This window comes from Nocardia sp. SYP-A9097, assembly GCF_009649815.1.
In the GTDB taxonomy this organism is placed as follows: Bacteria; Actinomycetota; Actinomycetes; order Mycobacteriales; family Mycobacteriaceae; genus Nocardia.
Map to the genome: position 1 here is coordinate 27,868 of NZ_WJIC01000007.1, position 14,478 is coordinate 42,345.

General features: G+C 66.3%; 14 protein-coding genes and 1 pseudogene. 8 read left to right on the top strand and 7 right to left on the bottom strand.

From position 1 onward, the window contains the following. The first annotated feature begins 168 nt into the window (after positions 1-168). The 4 genes from GFY24_RS16365 (at position 169) to GFY24_RS16380 (ending at position 4,998) form a co-directional block, all read left to right on the top strand. Positions 169-951: a bifunctional 2-polyprenyl-6-hydroxyphenol methylase/3-demethylubiquinol 3-O-methyltransferase UbiG gene (locus GFY24_RS16365; protein ID WP_153805929.1), complete on the top strand. Its 783-nt coding sequence runs from the start codon at positions 169-171 to the stop codon at positions 949-951. Then, positions 948-2,507 (top strand): glycoside hydrolase family 57 protein, encoded by a 1,560-nt coding sequence (locus GFY24_RS16370; RefSeq protein WP_309230928.1) that lies wholly within the window; start codon positions 948-950, stop codon positions 2,505-2,507. The genes GFY24_RS16365 and GFY24_RS16370 overlap by 4 nt, the downstream gene beginning before the upstream one ends. Further along, positions 2,504-3,766 (top strand): glycosyltransferase family 4 protein, encoded by a 1,263-nt coding sequence (locus GFY24_RS16375; RefSeq protein ID WP_153805930.1) that lies wholly within the window; start codon positions 2,504-2,506, stop codon positions 3,764-3,766. Before GFY24_RS16370 ends, GFY24_RS16375 begins: the two co-directional genes overlap by 4 nt. Positions 3,767-3,831: 65 nt before the next feature. Then, complete coding sequence (locus GFY24_RS16380; protein WP_153805931.1) at positions 3,832-4,998, top strand: serine hydrolase domain-containing protein; 1,167 nt, start codon at positions 3,832-3,834, stop codon at positions 4,996-4,998. 4 nt (positions 4,999-5,002) lie between these two features. Here the strand turns inward: GFY24_RS16380 and GFY24_RS16385 are convergent, their stop codons facing one another. From GFY24_RS16385 to GFY24_RS16405, 5 genes are all read right to left on the bottom strand, one after another. Continuing rightward, positions 5,003-5,434, bottom strand: a complete 432-nt coding sequence (locus GFY24_RS16385; RefSeq protein WP_309230929.1) for a cupin — start codon at positions 5,432-5,434, stop codon at positions 5,003-5,005. After that, positions 5,431-5,742, bottom strand: coding sequence for an AbrB/MazE/SpoVT family DNA-binding domain-containing protein (locus tag GFY24_RS16390; protein WP_153805932.1), 312 nt, complete (start codon positions 5,740-5,742; stop codon positions 5,431-5,433). The genes GFY24_RS16385 and GFY24_RS16390 overlap by 4 nt, the downstream gene beginning before the upstream one ends. Positions 5,743-5,828: 86 nt before the next feature. Then, positions 5,829-6,371 carry a DUF1697 domain-containing protein gene (locus GFY24_RS16395; RefSeq protein ID WP_153805933.1) on the bottom strand — a complete coding sequence of 181 codons (543 nt, stop codon included), beginning with the start codon at positions 6,369-6,371 and terminating at the stop codon, positions 5,829-5,831. After that, positions 6,371-7,105, bottom strand: a complete 735-nt coding sequence (locus GFY24_RS16400; protein ID WP_153806200.1) for an acyltransferase — start codon at positions 7,103-7,105, stop codon at positions 6,371-6,373. Before GFY24_RS16400 ends, GFY24_RS16395 begins: the two co-directional genes overlap by 1 nt. A 128-nt stretch (positions 7,106-7,233) precedes the next feature. Continuing rightward, entirely contained in the window at positions 7,234-8,739 is a 1,506-nt protein-coding gene (locus tag GFY24_RS16405) for a multicopper oxidase domain-containing protein (protein WP_309230930.1), read from the bottom strand. A 123-nt stretch (positions 8,740-8,862) separates the two neighbouring features. Here GFY24_RS16405 and GFY24_RS16410 point away from each other — a divergent pair, with 123 nt between their 5' ends. The 3 genes from GFY24_RS16410 (at position 8,863) to GFY24_RS16420 (ending at position 12,419) form a co-directional block, all read left to right on the top strand. Further along, positions 8,863-10,131: a histidine kinase gene (locus GFY24_RS16410; protein WP_309230931.1), complete on the top strand. Its 1,269-nt coding sequence runs from the start codon at positions 8,863-8,865 to the stop codon at positions 10,129-10,131. After that, positions 10,128-10,778 carry a response regulator transcription factor gene (locus GFY24_RS16415; protein ID WP_309230932.1) on the top strand — a complete coding sequence of 217 codons (651 nt, stop codon included), beginning with the start codon at positions 10,128-10,130 and terminating at the stop codon, positions 10,776-10,778. Before GFY24_RS16410 ends, GFY24_RS16415 begins: the two co-directional genes overlap by 4 nt. 237 nt (positions 10,779-11,015) lie before the next feature. After that, positions 11,016-12,419, top strand: coding sequence for a PQQ-binding-like beta-propeller repeat protein (locus tag GFY24_RS16420; protein WP_309230933.1), 1,404 nt, complete (start codon positions 11,016-11,018; stop codon positions 12,417-12,419). 80 nt (positions 12,420-12,499) lie between these two features. Here the strand turns inward: GFY24_RS16420 and GFY24_RS16425 are convergent. Beyond that, positions 12,500-12,712, bottom strand: a pseudogene (locus GFY24_RS16425) (TetR-like C-terminal domain-containing protein); the annotation flags it as partial. Between the two features lie 174 nt (positions 12,713-12,886). Further along, positions 12,887-13,339 (bottom strand): MarR family winged helix-turn-helix transcriptional regulator, encoded by a 453-nt coding sequence (locus GFY24_RS16430; protein ID WP_375336053.1) that lies wholly within the window; start codon positions 13,337-13,339, stop codon positions 12,887-12,889. Positions 13,340-13,450: 111 nt separating this feature from the next. Between GFY24_RS16430 and GFY24_RS16435 the strand changes: the two genes are divergently transcribed. Next, positions 13,451-14,449 (top strand): SMP-30/gluconolactonase/LRE family protein, encoded by a 999-nt coding sequence (locus GFY24_RS16435; protein WP_153805936.1) that lies wholly within the window; start codon positions 13,451-13,453, stop codon positions 14,447-14,449. Positions 14,450-14,478: the final 29 nt, after the last annotated feature.

Here is a 14,478-nt window from a genome sequence, read left to right on the forward strand (position 1 = left end):
TGATGGCACGGGTGTGGCGGTCGCACGATCGACTGGCCGTACGTCCACAAGTAGCTCGCGCTGGAGATTACCCTACGTTAAGTTACCCGTGGGTAACTTAGGCTGTGATGTTCTCCATCGGCCGATCCGGTCGCCGCTGTGATATGGGCAACCGCTAACGTCGATCCAATGAGCGAGGCCGTGATACCCACCGAAAACCACACCGATCCCCTGCCTTTGACCGGTGAGCGGACGGTGCCCGGCATCGCCGAGGAGAACTACTGGTTCCGTCGGCACGAGATCGCGTACGTCCGGTTGCTGGAGCACTGCGCGGGCAAGACCGTGCTCGAAGCCGGATCCGGAGAAGGCTACGGCGCCAACATGATCGCGGGGGTTGCCGCGAAGGTGACCGGACTCGACTACGACGACAGCGCGGTCGCGCACGTGCGGGCCAAGTACCCGGCGGTGGAAATGGTGCAGGGCAATCTCGCCGACCTGCCCCTCGAAGACGCATCCGTTGACGTCGTGGTGAATTTCCAAGTCATCGAACACCTTTGGGATCAGTCGCAGTTCATTCGCGAATGCCTGCGGGTACTGAAGCCGGGCGGGAAGCTGCTGATCAGCACACCCAACCGGATCACCTTCTCGCCGGGCCGCGATACCCCGCTCAACCCGTTCCACACCCGTGAACTCAATGCCGCCGAGCTGACCGAACTCTGTGTCGAGGCCGGTTTCCAGGTCGAGCTGATGGCGGGCGTTTTCCACGGCGCGGAACTCGTTGCCCTCGATGAGAAGTGGGGCGGATCGATCATCGACGCGCAGATCGCACGCGCCATCGCGGGCGAGCCGTGGCCCGCCGATCTGGCCGCCGATGTGGCCGCGGTGCGCACCGACGACTTCGAACTGCTCGCCGATTCGGCGGCCGATATCGATGCCAGCCTCGATCTGGTCGCCATCGCGGTGAAGCCGTGAGTGGCAGCACAACTCAGGTGCCGGGCCAGTTCACCCTGGTCCTGCACTCGCATCTGCCGTGGCTGGCACATCACGGGCGCTGGCCGGTCGGCGAGGAATGGCTGTACCAATCCTGGGCAGCCTCTTACCTTCCCGTCGCCAAGGTACTGAGAAAGCTTGCGGCGGAAGGGCGTTCGCATCTGCTGAGCCTCGGTATCACGCCGGTGCTCGCGGCGCAGCTGGACGACCCGCACAGTTTGTCCGGAATGCATCACTGGCTGGGCAATTGGCGGCTGCGCGCCGACGAGGCGTCCATGGCCGGGAATACCGCGCTCGGCGGTCATGAGCATCGGCTCGCGAACGAATCCCTCGAAGATTTCGAAACCCGCTGGCGGCACGGGGCTTCGCCGGTATGGCGTGAGCTCATCGATGCCGAGGCCATCGAGCTGCTGGGCGGACCCCTGGCCCATCCGTTCCAGCCGCTGCTCGACGAGCGGCTGCGCGCCTATCAGCTGCGCGAGGGTCTGGCCGATGCGCGCGGGCGCTGGGGGCATACCCCCACCGGAATCTGGGCTCCCGAATGCGGATTCACGCCCGGCATGGAACGCGGTTACGACGCCGCGGGTGTGAAGCACTTCATGGTCGATGGCCCGGCCCTGCGCGGCGACACCACCCTGGGCCGGCCGGTGTGGGACTCCGATGTGGTCGCCTTCGGACGCGATCTGCATGTCAGCTACCGCGTGTGGTCCCCCAAATCCGGGTATCCGGGGCATGCCGCGTACCGTGATTTCCATCACTACGATCACGCCACCGGTCTCAAACCCTCCCGCGTGACGGGCAAGACCGTCGCGGGTCCGGACAAGGCCCCCTACGATCCCGCGCTCGCCGCGGTGGCCGTCGAACACGATGTCGCCGATTTCGTCGCGACCGTGCGCGAACGGCTGATCTCCGAATCCGCGCGCATCGGCCGACCGGCCCTGGTCGTGGCCGCATTCGACACCGAACTCTTCGGGCACTGGTGGCATGAGGGCCCGCAGTGGCTGGAGCAGGTGCTGCGCGCACTGCCCGAGGCGGGCATCAATGTCGGCACGCTCGCCGATGCCCGCGCCAATGGCTATGTCGGGGAATCGGTGCAGCTCAGCGACTCCTCCTGGGGTTCGGGCAAGGACTGGCGGGTGTGGGCCGGGGATCAGGTCCAGGATCTGGTCGACCTCAATGCCGAGATCGTGCGGCTCGCACTCGACACCCTCGACAAGATGCGCACCGAAAGCCCTTCCGGCGATGGCGAATCCACCTTCCACGGGCTGCGGGACCGGGTCGCCGATCAGCTGCTGCGCGAGGCGATTCTGACCGTCTCCAGCGACTGGGCGTTCATGGTCTCCAAGGATTCGGCCGCCGGGTACGCGCGTGACCGAGCCCATGAACACGCACACGCCGTGCGCGAAATCGCCGCGGCGGTCGCTGCCGGACAACTCGCCAAAGCGGAGCAGTTGGCGGCAGGATGGTACGCGGCCGACGGATTCTTCCCAGCGCTCGATGCGCGCAGGCTCGGCCCCGCTTCAGAAGGACCCCAATGAAGATATTGATGGTGTCGTGGGAGTACCCACCCGTCGTTGTCGGTGGGCTGGGCCGCCACGTCCATCACCTGGCCACCGAGCTGGCCGCCGCCGGGCACGAGGTCGTCGTGCTGGCGCGCCGGCCGATGGGCAGTGACGCCACCACGCACCCCACGATCTCCTTCATCGAGGACCGGGTGCTGGTGGTCGCGGTCGCCGAGGACCCGCCGGTCTTCGACTTCGGCGAGGACATGCTCGCCTGGACTCTGGCCATGGGTCATGCCATGGTGCGCGCGGGAATCGCACTGAACAAACCGGGTATCGGCGAGGGCTGGACGCCCGATGTGGTGCACGCGCACGACTGGCTGGTCGCGCATCCGGCCATCACGCTCGCCGAGCATTACGACGTGCCGCTGGTGTCGACCATTCACGCCACCGAGGCCGGGCGGCACAGCGGGTGGGTGTCCGGGCGGGTCAACAAGCAGGTGCATTCGGTCGAATGGTGGCTGGCGCACGACTCCGATGCGCTCATCACCTGTTCGGAGTCGATGAAGGACGAGGTCGAACGGCTCTACAACCCGGAGCGGACACCGGTCACGGTGATTCGCAACGGCATCGATGTGAGCTCGTGGACCTTCCGGGAGCGCGCACCGCTGTCCGGGCCGCCGCGGCTGCTGTATGTCGGACGGCTCGAGTACGAGAAGGGCGTGCAGGACGCCATTGCCGCGCTGCCGCGTATTCGTAAGGCGCATCCGGGTGCGACGCTGACGGTCGCCGGTATCGGCACCCAGATCGATTGGCTGCGCGAGCGGGCTCGTGCGCATCGGGTTGCGCGCGCGGTGAATTTCGTTGGCCGCCTTGACCATACGGATCTGCTCGGCTGGCTGCACAGTGCCGACGCGATCGTGCTGCCCAGTCGCTACGAGCCCTTCGGCATCGTGGCCCTCGAGGCCGCCGCGGCCGGTACTCCCCTGGTCACCTCCACCGCCGGTGGTCTCGGCGATCTGGTGACCGACGGCGTCACCGGAGCCTCCTTCGAACCCGCCGACGTGAACGGCATTGCCGAGGCGGTGTGCACCGTCCTCGACGATCCGGCCGCCGCACAGGATCGCGCCTGGGCCGCGCGCGAACGCCTCACCGCCGATTTCGCCTGGGATGTGGTGGCGCAGGAGACCGCGCTGGTCTACCAGTCCGCCAAGCGTGGGGTGCGTAATCCGCTGGGCCGGCCGGTCATCGTGGAACGCCCACTGCCGGAACGGGATCCGAACCAGCCGTACTGAATCGTCGGCGTTTCCTCGCGGACGAGACCTTTCGCACAGAACTGTAACGTGTTCTAATTCACGGCATGGGTGGACGAGTCCAAGGCCATGCCGATCCGGCATTCCGGGCCGTGCGAGATGTCTTCGAGGCGAGCTTCGCGGACGGTCAGAACCTGGGCGCGGGCGTCGCGGTGTACGCCGGGGATCGACTGGTGGTCGATCTCTGGGGCGGGCTCGCGGATTCCGGCACCGGGCGCGAATGGGAACGCGAGACGCCGTGCATCGCCTTCTCCTGCACGAAGGCGGTGACCGCGACGGCGGCCCTGCGGGTCGCCGACGAATACGGGGTGGACCTGGACGCACCCGTCGGCGAGTGGTGGCCCGAATTCGCCTGTGCCGGAAAGGAAGCCACCACCACCGCCCATCTGCTCAGCCACCGGGCCGGACTGCCGGCCTTCCACCGGACCGTAAGCGCGGCCGACGCCGCCGATGCCGAGGCCATGGCGGCGGTGCTCGCCGAGCAGACGCCGGAGTGGGAGCCGGGCACCCGGCACGGTTATCACGCAATGACATTCGGCTGGCTGGCCGGCGAACTTGTACGCCGCCATACCGATTCGACCGTCGGCGAGTACACCCGCCGGCATCTGGGCGCGGACCTGCACATCGGCGCTCCCGCCGCGATTCGCGAGCAGGCGGCGCGCAGCGAGTATCCGCCTGCCACACAACAGGTTTGGTCCGATCCCGAACCGCTCGACGCCGTCTCCTTCGACGCCGCCACGGTGACCCGCCTGATCGAATCCTTCCGCGATCCGCAGTCGATGATCATGCGCGGTGTCGGCAATCCCGCCGGCTCGTTCAACGATCCGCAGGTGCAGGCGGGTGGCTGGCCCGCCGTCGGACTCATCACCACCGCCCGCGCCCTGGCCGGATTCTACCGAGACCTGGTGCGGGGCAAGCTACTTCGCCCCGAGCTGCTACGCCATGCGGTCCGCGAACAAGTGCGTGGCGTCGACACCGCACTGCAACTGGAGAGCGCGTTCGGCCTCGGCTTCATGCTGCCCTCACAGAACATGATGGTCCCGAAAGCCGCCCGCGCCACCGCCTTCGGCCATCCCGGCGCGGGCGGATCGATCGGACTCGGCGATATCGACAACGACCTCGCCATCGCCTTCATCCCCAACCTGCGCCGCGATTGGCTGGCCCGAGACCGCCGCGCCTACCGACTGATAGAGGCCGTCTACGCCGCCCTCTGACCGGTCATTCGAACGGACACCCCGGATTAGGCGCATCCTCAGAAAGCGGACTCCCCGTGGGCAATACGTAAAGCACATCCAGAATCTGCGGTTCGTTCCCCAAATTCCGTTCGATATGCACATTCCCGATCCCGGCCCGCTCGACAAACGCCTGCGCCCCACCGGCCCCGTCCTGCTCACAACTCGAGTCGTAGTGGAACAGCACACCCCGCCGGATCACGGCATACAGCGTGCCGTCATGGTAGTGCCACCCCGTGGAACCCCCTGGGGCGATGGTGATTTCGCGCAGAATGTAGTCGGTATCGCCAATCGTGGTGCGAGACAGGATCACCCCCGTGACACCGTCCGAAGGAGTCGCGTGCGCCGTGGTGGCGAACGGACCGGCCAGCGCGAGCGCGACCAGACCGGTGAGTGCCGTGCGGAGACCGATATTCACCGGAACAGCCTATCGGCGGGCGTCAGGTCCCGTATCACTCCGGCGCAACCAACGTCAGCGTCGGGAAGTAGGTGCGATATCGCCGCGCATATCTGGTCAGTGGTCATATCACGCACGGCCGGATTCGTGAAGCGGCTGCGCCGCAGGTGCTGGACGAGTTGCTTACCTCGACTATCCGCTCCGTCACGGGGTGAGATCCGCAGCGAGCCACCATCGTCGATGACATCGACCTCTACGCCCTCGTGTAGCCCGTACTTGGCTCTCAGGTCGGCAGGGATTGTCACTTGACCGTTCGCATTCACTCGCATGCTGAGCCCCGATCCAATAGACGGTGATCTATCAAATTCTGGTGTGATGCGCGCCGACCTGCATCGACTTCAGCTTCAGTGGCTGATCAGCCCAGCTTCTTCAGGGTCTTCTGGACGGTGAGGAAGGTGCGGGTGGTGACGTCCTTGCCGTAGGACTTTTCGATCCAGGACATGAAGTTGGTGGTGCTGGGGTCGGTGTTGTCGATTACCGAGAGGACGGCGGCGCAGGGCTTGTCGTAGGCCAGGATGCGGACCGCTTTGCCGGTGGTTTCATCGAGGGGGCCGGGCGGGCCGGCGGCGGTGTCCTTGACGAAGGTGACCGTCAAATATGTTTCGCGGCAATGGGTCAGGTCGGTGAAGGGGTCGGTGTCGACCAGTGCCTGGAGTTGCTCGCCGGTGCGGATTATGGTGCCGCCGCCGATGCCCAGTTCGGCCTGTAGCGCCTGCTGGATGCGCGATTCCAGGGTGGGGATATCGGTTTCGGGGCTGTCGAAAACGATATTGCCGCTGCTGAGCAGCGATGCCACCTTCGTGAAGCCGAGGTTCTCGAAGACTCCGCGGAGCTTCTCGTTCTTCATATTCGGGTTCGCGGGCATGATCCCGCGCAGGAAGGCGGCATAGCTGGTCATTAGGTGGTGACGCCGCTCTTCTTGCGTTCGATATCGGCGAGGGCGGCCATATACGCGGCGCGGGCCTCGGCGGCGGCATCCCAGGCGTCCTTGCGGTTCTTGACCACCCGGGCCGGAGCGCCGACGGCGATGCCGTAATCGGGGACGTCGCCCTTGACCACGGCGTGCGCGCCGAGCACGCAACCACGGCCGACGCGGGTGCCGCGCAGGACGGTCACCTTCGCCGCGATCCAGGTGTCGGGGCCGATGCGCACCGGGGACTTCACAATGCCCTGATCCTTGATGGGCATATTGATGTCGTCGGTGACATGGTCGAAATCGCAGATGTAGCACCAATCCGCGACCAGGGTGGATTCGCCGATCTCGATATCGAGGTAGGTGTTGACGACATTGTCCTTGCCGAACACCACCTTGTCGCCGATGCGCAGCGAACCCTCATGGCAGCGAATGGCATTGCCGTCACCGATATGGACCCAGCGGCCGATCTCCAGGCGCGCCAGATCCGGGGTGCAGTGCACCTCGACATTGCGGCCCAGGAAAACCATGCCGCGCAACACAATGTGCGGGTTGGCCATCTTGAACTTCCACAGGCGGTAGTAGCGCACCAGATACCAGGGCGTGTACGCGCGATTGGCGAGCACCCACTTGGCCGAGGCCACCGTCAGAAAACGCGCCTGCTCCGGATCCTGGCGACGCGACCCGCGCCAACGCGCACTCAACGGCGCGCCCCACATGCTCGTCACGAACTGCTCCCTGTTTTCCGCTGGGCCGGTACTGCCGCCCTGATCGGGCAATCTTGCCTAACACCTTATGACTTGCGTCTCGCGAGCACCGACGCGGGGACGGGTAGGCGCGCCCTATCTCAGCCGTGACCGGCGTAGCCTGCCATGCCGGGCATCTCCATTTTCATCGGGGTGGGCTGCTGACCGGGGGCGAGGACGAGGAATTGGCCCATCATGCCCTGGTCTTCATGCCGGAGCAGGTGGCAGTGGAACATGTACGGGTAGGTGGGGTCGCTGTGGCCGGAGAAGCGCATGGCGAGGGTGTAGGTGGGGCCGGGGGTGGTGTAGACGGTGTCTTTCCAACCGGCGAGTTCGGGCGGCGGGGCGTGGCCGTCGATATCGACGATCTGGAATTGGACGTCGTGGACGTGGAAGTTGTGCGGCCAGTTGTCGCTATTGCGTACGGACCAGACCTCGGTGGTATCGACGGGGATGGTCATGTCTATGCGGTTCATATCCATGCGCCGGTTGTTGATCATGTGCCAGCGCAGGTCGAAAGTACGGGTCGCGCGGGTGCCGGGCGGGACCAGGGCGGCGCTGGTGGTGAGCGAAGCCGGAAGGGGCGCAGTGGATTTCAGGTTCCGCGCGGGTTGTAGTCGCAGGATGTCGAAGGAATCATCGAAGCCGAAATCCGCGGGATTCTCGATGCCGGCGCGCTGTTCGATCGGCAGGCTACGCAGGGTGACGGGGTCACCACCGCTGAACTCCACGACCAGTTCGACGCGCTCACCCGGACTGATCTGCATGTGCCGCAACGGAACCGGGGCAGCGAGCAGGCCGCCGTCGGTGGCGATCAGCCGGAATTCGCGATTATCGGAGAAGGCCAGGTTGTAGAGGCGACCCGAGGAACCATTCAGAATGCGCAGGCGGACGCGCCGGGTTCGGACGTCGAGGTGCGCTCCCGCAATGCCATTGGTGATGATGACATTGCCGAGCAGGCCGATATCGCCGAGATCGGATTCGTCGAGTGCGCCGTCGGCGGTGAAGCGGCGATCCTGGATGACCAGCGGAATATCGTCCACCCCATACTCTTTCGGCAGATCCAGGCGGCCGGACTCGTCGTCGTCGATCAGGAAGAAGCCGGAAAGCCCACGGTAGACATGCTTTTCGGTGCTGCCGTGCGGATGCGGGTGATACCAGAGGGTGGCGGCGGGCTGCTCGACCGTCCAGGCGGGCTGCCAGACGCCGTCCGGCTGGATGGTTTGATGCGGGCCGCCGTCGCAGGCAGCGGGGACGTGCATGCCGTGCCAATGCACGGTGGTGGGTTCGGGCAGGGCGTTGTGAATGCTGCAGGCCACCTGTTCACCACGTTTTGCGCGCAGTGTCGGGCCGAGGATCGAACCGTTGTATCCCCAGGTGGGCGTGGACTTTCCGGCGAGGATCTCGGTACTGCCCGCCTGGGCCTCCAGGTGGAAGTGGCGCACTCCGTCCGCGCCGACCGTCGACGCGGCCGGCGGCGGAATCGGCAACGGCCTGGTCCCCCTCGCTCCCGAGATCGGCGCAGCGGAGCGGCTGGATGCGCATCCGGCGGTCACCACCACCGATGCGGCTGCGAATCCGGTGAGAAAGCCCCGCCTCGAGACCACGACTGCTCCTTCGATCGACACCCCTTCAGCTTCGATTGCCACCGGATTGCTTTCGATCCTGCGAACGGTCCGTGATCGGCCGCCCACACTCCTCCTGGCGGACCTTGTGAGCACCGCGAAAACGTGCTAAACAGCGCCGACGTCAAAGCCCTACGCACCGCGGCGCAGGTGCGGGTCGCCTACGGTGGGAGCGTGATCGAGACGCGGGATCGGCGGCGATGGGCGGTGCTCGCGCGCTGCCTGCCGGTGGTGCTGGTGCCATTCCTGCTGGCGGCGAGCACCTTTCCGGGGCAGTACCGGGTGCCGGGGGTTTACTGGCTGCTTGCCATGGCGGCGAGCACGCTGTTCGTACTGGGTACGCGGTGGCCGCTGGCCGCTTCGCTCGGCATTTCGGCGCTGGCGATTCCGATGTTCCGGATTCCCGCGTGGGGTCTGTCCGGGCTCGTTCCGTTTCTCGGCGCGGTCGCCCTCGTCGATGTGATCCGGCGCTCGCACCGCAATTCCCCGGTGGTGATCGCGACGGCGGGTTGGGCGGTGGCGGTGCTGATCGGCCGCAATGGGTCGCACGCTCCGGTGGCATCGCGGGTGACGCCGCTGCTCGAGGTGTGCGCGTATGTCGGGCTGGCGGTGGTGCTCGGGCTGTATCTCCGCGGGCAGCGTGAGCTCGCGGTGAGCCTGCGACTGCGCGCCGCCGACGCCGAAAACCGCAGGGCGGAGGCGGAACAGCGCACCCGGCTGCTGGAACGCGGTGCGCTCGCCCGCGAACTGCACGATCTGGTGGCGCATCACATGGCCTCGATCGTGCTGCGCATCGGCGTCGCGCGGCATGTGGTGGCCGATGCCGATCCGCGCGTGCACGCGGTGCTCGACGATGTGCACGGCACCGCATCGGATGCCTTGACCGATATTCGCCGACTCCTCACCGCCCTGCGCGATCCCGGGTTGGGTGAAGTCGCACTGGTGGACTCGGCGGCGGTGCGCACCGAAATCGAAGCCGCCGCCGACCGGGTACGCGCCGCCGGATTCCAGGTGCACAGCGAAATCCGCACGAGCGGAGACGGATTGGATGCGATCGGCCGCCTCACGCTGCTCCGCCTGGTGCAGGAGTCGCTCACCAATGTCATGAAGCACGGCGACCCGGCTGTGCCGGTGTACCTCACCATCGCCGCGGCAGGTGGGAGCACCGGCACCGTGGTGCGAGTGCGGAACGGGCTGCGGACGGCACCGCCCGCCGCGGCATTCGGTCCGGCCGCGAATTCGACTGGCGCACACGGCATTATCGGTATGCGTGAGCGCGTCGAGCTCGCGGGTGGGCGGGTCGGTGCCGGCGTGAGCGGTGTGGAATGGGTGGTGGCGGCCTGGCTGCCGGATACGACTGGGGAGGACGCGTGATCTCGGTGCTGCTCGTGGATGATCAGCGGTTGGTGCGGGCGGGGCTGCGCATGCTCATCGAGTCCACGGATGATCTGCGAGTAATCGGTGAAGCGGCCGATGGGGTCGAGGCGATTCGCCTGACCGCCGAGCTCTCCCCCGACCTGATTCTCATGGATCTGCGTATGCCGGGACTCGACGGCGTCGCCGCCACCGAATCGATCGTCCGCGCTGGTTCGCGCGCGAAGATCCTGGTACTCACCACTTTCGATGACGACGATCACCTCTTCCCCGCGCTCGCCGCCGGAGCCACCGGCTATCTGGTCAAGGACACCGAACCCGCCGACCTGCTCGCGGCCATCCGCCGCACCGCCGAGGGTGACCTGCTCTTCTCCCCACCTCTGCTGCGCCGCTTGGTCGATCGCGCGGTCAGCACCCGCGACCCCGCCGAATCCGATCCGCCGCAACCGGATCTGACGCCGCGCGAATACGAGGTCCTCACAATGGTCGGCGAGGGCTTCGGCAATCAGGAGATCGCCGACCGCCTGCATCTCGGCGTCACCACCGTGAAAACACATATCGCGAACCTGATGGAGAAGACCGGCCGCGACAATCGCGTGCGGCTCGCGGTATATGCCCACCGAATCCTCGGCACCCCACCGCAATAGGCGGTACCCGGACCTCGCCCCGCCCTGAGGCCGCCGACTCGTGGACAGGTATATGACGACTCGCGGCACGACACGCAGGCGTTGGACAACACACCGGTGTGCTCCCGGGCGATCCGGGGTTATGGGCGGAAGGGCGCTCCGCACGGGGTACCGGGATCGGCGTCGGGCGGCGAAGTAGGCTGTGCTGCGGCTGGATCAGCCCGAGCATCGCGCTGCCTCAGCCGCAACGGTATTTCAGTGACTCCGTACTGGCAGAAGGGACACCAGCAGGTGCGAAGCGGCAGGCGGCAGACCGGACGTGACGAGCGGGGACCGCGCACATCGGATCGTTTCGCGCCGGCCTGGCTACGGACCGGGACGCGGGCCCTCGCGGTGGCCGCCGCCGGAGCGCTGACGCTGAGTGCATGCGGCAGTACGACTGTCGACGACATCAAGGTGGGTGCGGGGCAGGGCTGGCCGCTCGCCTTCCACGATGCCCGCAATAGCTCGACCAGTCCGGTCACCGGATCCCGGGCGCTGACGCTGAACTGGTCGCGGCCGGTGGGCGGGCCGCTCGCCGAGCCCGCACTGGTCGGGCCGGAGGGGCAGATCGTGGTCACCACGCGCACCGCGTCCTGCCAGATCTTCTCGTACCTGATGCCGACCGGACGCAAGCGATTCTGTAATCCCATGGGTATCAGCGCGATTGCGGGTGGGATGGCCATCGACGGCACCACCAATATCTATGCCGGTGACGACGGCGGGGTCAATTCGTTCAATGCGCTCGGGCAGCCGCGCTGGCGCACAGCGGCGGCGGGCGTACCGATCTCGGTGCAGTTCACCGGGGACGGCAATGTGCTGTCGGTGACCCAGCTCGGTCAGGTCGATGTGCTCAGCCGTCAGACCGGCGACCGCAAGGTCTCCACCTTCCAGCTGCTCGGCGAACCGGACTTCCTGAAGTTCCCGGATCTGCCGCGCCCGCCGGACTTCACCGGTCTCGACGACTGCTCCACCGGCGGACCGCAGTGCCCGGTCGCGAATGTGTCGGCGGTGGACGAGAAGTCGGGCCGCTTCTATGTCACGGTGTGGCGGCCGGGTCAGGGCAGCGCCGACCTGGTGGCGCTCACCTACGACGGCAAGGAGATTCGCAAGGACTGGAGCGCACAGGTCCTCGCCGACGGCAGCGGCACCAGCCCCACCCTCTCCCCCGACGGCTCCACCCTCTATGTCGGTGACAACGACAATCATCTGATGGCCGTGAACACCACCGACGGCAAAACCAAATGGGTTCACGACCTCGGCTTCCCGGCTCGCGGCGCGGTCTCCGTGGCCGATGGCCTGATCATTCCGGCCGGTGACGACGGCCACCTGCTGGCCATCCACGACAAGGGCGATTCCCCCGAAATCGCTTGGGAGCGTAAGGATCTCGCCTTGCGCGGCCGTCCCGTTCAGACCGCGGGCGGCACCGGCTACACCGTCGCCCCCATCGGCGACAACCTCACCCTGGTCACCTTCGACACCCATTCCGGCGCGACGGTCGACTCCCACGAACTCCCCGGCGCCCAAGGCTCCACCGTCGGCACCACCATCGGCCCGAACGGCGAAATCGTAGTAGCCACCCGAATCGGCGAACTCTTCGTCTTCAAACCCGAAAAGAAGTAACCCCGCAGCCCAGCCATAACCCCAGCACGCCCCCTCGTCATCCCGGCATGTTTTTGGCCGGGATCCACACCCCCGCAACATCATCCGTCCACCTGAAAACCCGCGAGTAGTCGCGCCACATGAGCGGGCGCGGCGGCCGGGTCGAGCGGTGCGTGGTCGGCGAGGAGCCGGTACCAGAACGGCCCGAAGATCAGGTCGGTGGCGTAATCCACGTCGCGGGTCGGGTCGAGTTCGCCGCGGTCGATGCCGCGACGGAGCAGTTCCGCGACCACGGCCCGACGGCCGTCTATCCAGCCCCGACGGCATCCACTTCAGTCGCCACCAGAACCGCCGAGAAACTACACGAGGCGGTCGAACTGGTGCGGGAACTGCTGCCCTAGCGCCCACACAGCGGATGTGGATCCCGGCCGAAAGCATGCCGGGATGACAGGCGGGGTCGACTCCGGCCGGGGCGGATGGAGTTTCGGCTATTCCGGGCGGGTGGTTTCGAGGCTGGCGGTGGCTCGCTCCAGAAGGTCCATCAGGGTTTTTCGTTCTGCGGCGGTGAATTCGTCGGCGAGTGCGCGTTCCACTCGGACCGCGCGCTTGTCGGCGTCTCGGAGGGTTTTCTCGCCTGCGTCGGTCAGGCGGGTTTCCAGGACGTTCTTGTGCCACTCGTGGGGGGTGCGCTCGATGAGGCCGCGGTCCTTGAGATTCGCCAGGACCGTGTTCATGGTGGGCGGGGTGACGCCGCATTGGCGGGCCAGGGCGGCTGCGGAAATGCCGGGGCTGTCTCGTAATACGAACAGGGCGGCGTACTGGGGGACGGTGACGCCGGAGGGTTTGAGGGCGGGGTTCTTCGCACCCATGAGGGCTTGCTCGGCGCGCTTGATGTAGGAACCCAGGCGCTCATCGGCGGGCATCGACGTCACGGGATGCATGGTAGTCGAGTCTATCGGTTGTTCGAATCTTGACGAGCATTAGAGCTCTAATCTACGTTCGTGTACATACTAATGTGTCACATCTACCGTTCTGCATCGGAAGGCTCACCTATGCCTCGCGTCACTCGACTCCATCTCGCCGCCGCGGCGGCTGCCCTGCTGGCGCTCACAGCCTGCAGCAACAGCCAGGAAGCGGCCGCTCCTGTGGCGACGCCGCACATCGGCATCGCGTTCGAACTGCCCGATGCGAAGGCGTATCCCGAAGGGATAGCGGTGGATTCGCGTAGTGGGGACGTCTATGTCGGGTCGTTCACCAATGGTGCGATTTATCGGGCCGCGAAGGGCGGGACGAAGGCGGAGGTCTTCCTGGCTTCCGGCACCGATGGCCGGCAGACCGCCAATGGGCTGCGCGTCGACAACGCGGGACGACTCTGGGTCATCGACCACACGACCGGAGTCGCGGTGTACGACACCGGGACTCGCGCTTTGATCGCACGCTTCGACGCACCGCAGGCGGACAAGCCGTTTCTCAACGATCTGGCCATGACCCCGGACGGTGACGTCTATTTGACCGACAGCGTGCGACCGGTGGTCTACCGTGTGACACCGCAGCAGTTGAGCGATGCCATCGCACACGGTGGGCGCGCTGGGCTGGATGTCTTCGCCACGGTCAATTCCACGAAAGATGCTGCCGCACAGTCGGCTCCACTCCTCAATGGCATCGTCGCCGACACCGCGGGTCGCTACCTGCTCGTGGTCGATATGCCCACCGGCGACCTCTACCGTATCTCGCTCGACGCACAGCGAGCCGTGATCAACGTGACCGAGCGGGGCGGCAACATGATCAATGGCGACGGCCTCGAATTGCGCGGCGATACGATGTGGGTGGTGCAGAACAAGGACAACACCGTCAGCCGCTGGAAGGTGACCGACGACGGCGCGACCGTCGAACAGCAGCAACGCATTACCGATGCGGCACTTGCCATTCCGACCACCATCGCCCATGTGGGCGATCGCGCACTCGTCGTGATCTCCCAATTCGACCGTGGCGGCCCCATGGGCGAGGGCACCCCCGCCGCCTTCACGGTTGCCGCCATAGACGGCATCTAGTTACAGGCACGTCGACAGTTCCCTGCCGA

Bases quoted from the DNA above. Each gene is read 5' to 3' on its own strand.
- GFY24_RS16430 (WP_375336053.1), bottom strand. From the start codon at position 13,339: ATGCATCCCGTGACGTCGATGCCCGCCGATGAGCGCCTGGGTTCCTAC.
- GFY24_RS16375 (WP_153805930.1), top strand. From the start codon at position 2,504: ATGAAGATATTGATGGTGTCGTGGGAGTACCCACCCGTCGTTGTCGGT.
- GFY24_RS16365 (WP_153805929.1), top strand. From the start codon at position 169: ATGAGCGAGGCCGTGATACCCACCGAAAACCACACCGATCCCCTGCCT.
- GFY24_RS16435 (WP_153805936.1), top strand. From the start codon at position 13,451: ATGCCTCGCGTCACTCGACTCCATCTCGCCGCCGCGGCGGCTGCCCTG.
- GFY24_RS16395 (WP_153805933.1), bottom strand. From the start codon at position 6,371: ATGACCAGCTATGCCGCCTTCCTGCGCGGGATCATGCCCGCGAACCCG.
- GFY24_RS16400 (WP_153806200.1), bottom strand. From the start codon at position 7,105: ATGTGGGGCGCGCCGTTGAGTGCGCGTTGGCGCGGGTCGCGTCGCCAG.
- GFY24_RS16390 (WP_153805932.1), bottom strand. From the start codon at position 5,742: ATGCGAGTGAATGCGAACGGTCAAGTGACAATCCCTGCCGACCTGAGA.
- GFY24_RS16380 (WP_153805931.1), top strand. From the start codon at position 3,832: ATGGGTGGACGAGTCCAAGGCCATGCCGATCCGGCATTCCGGGCCGTG.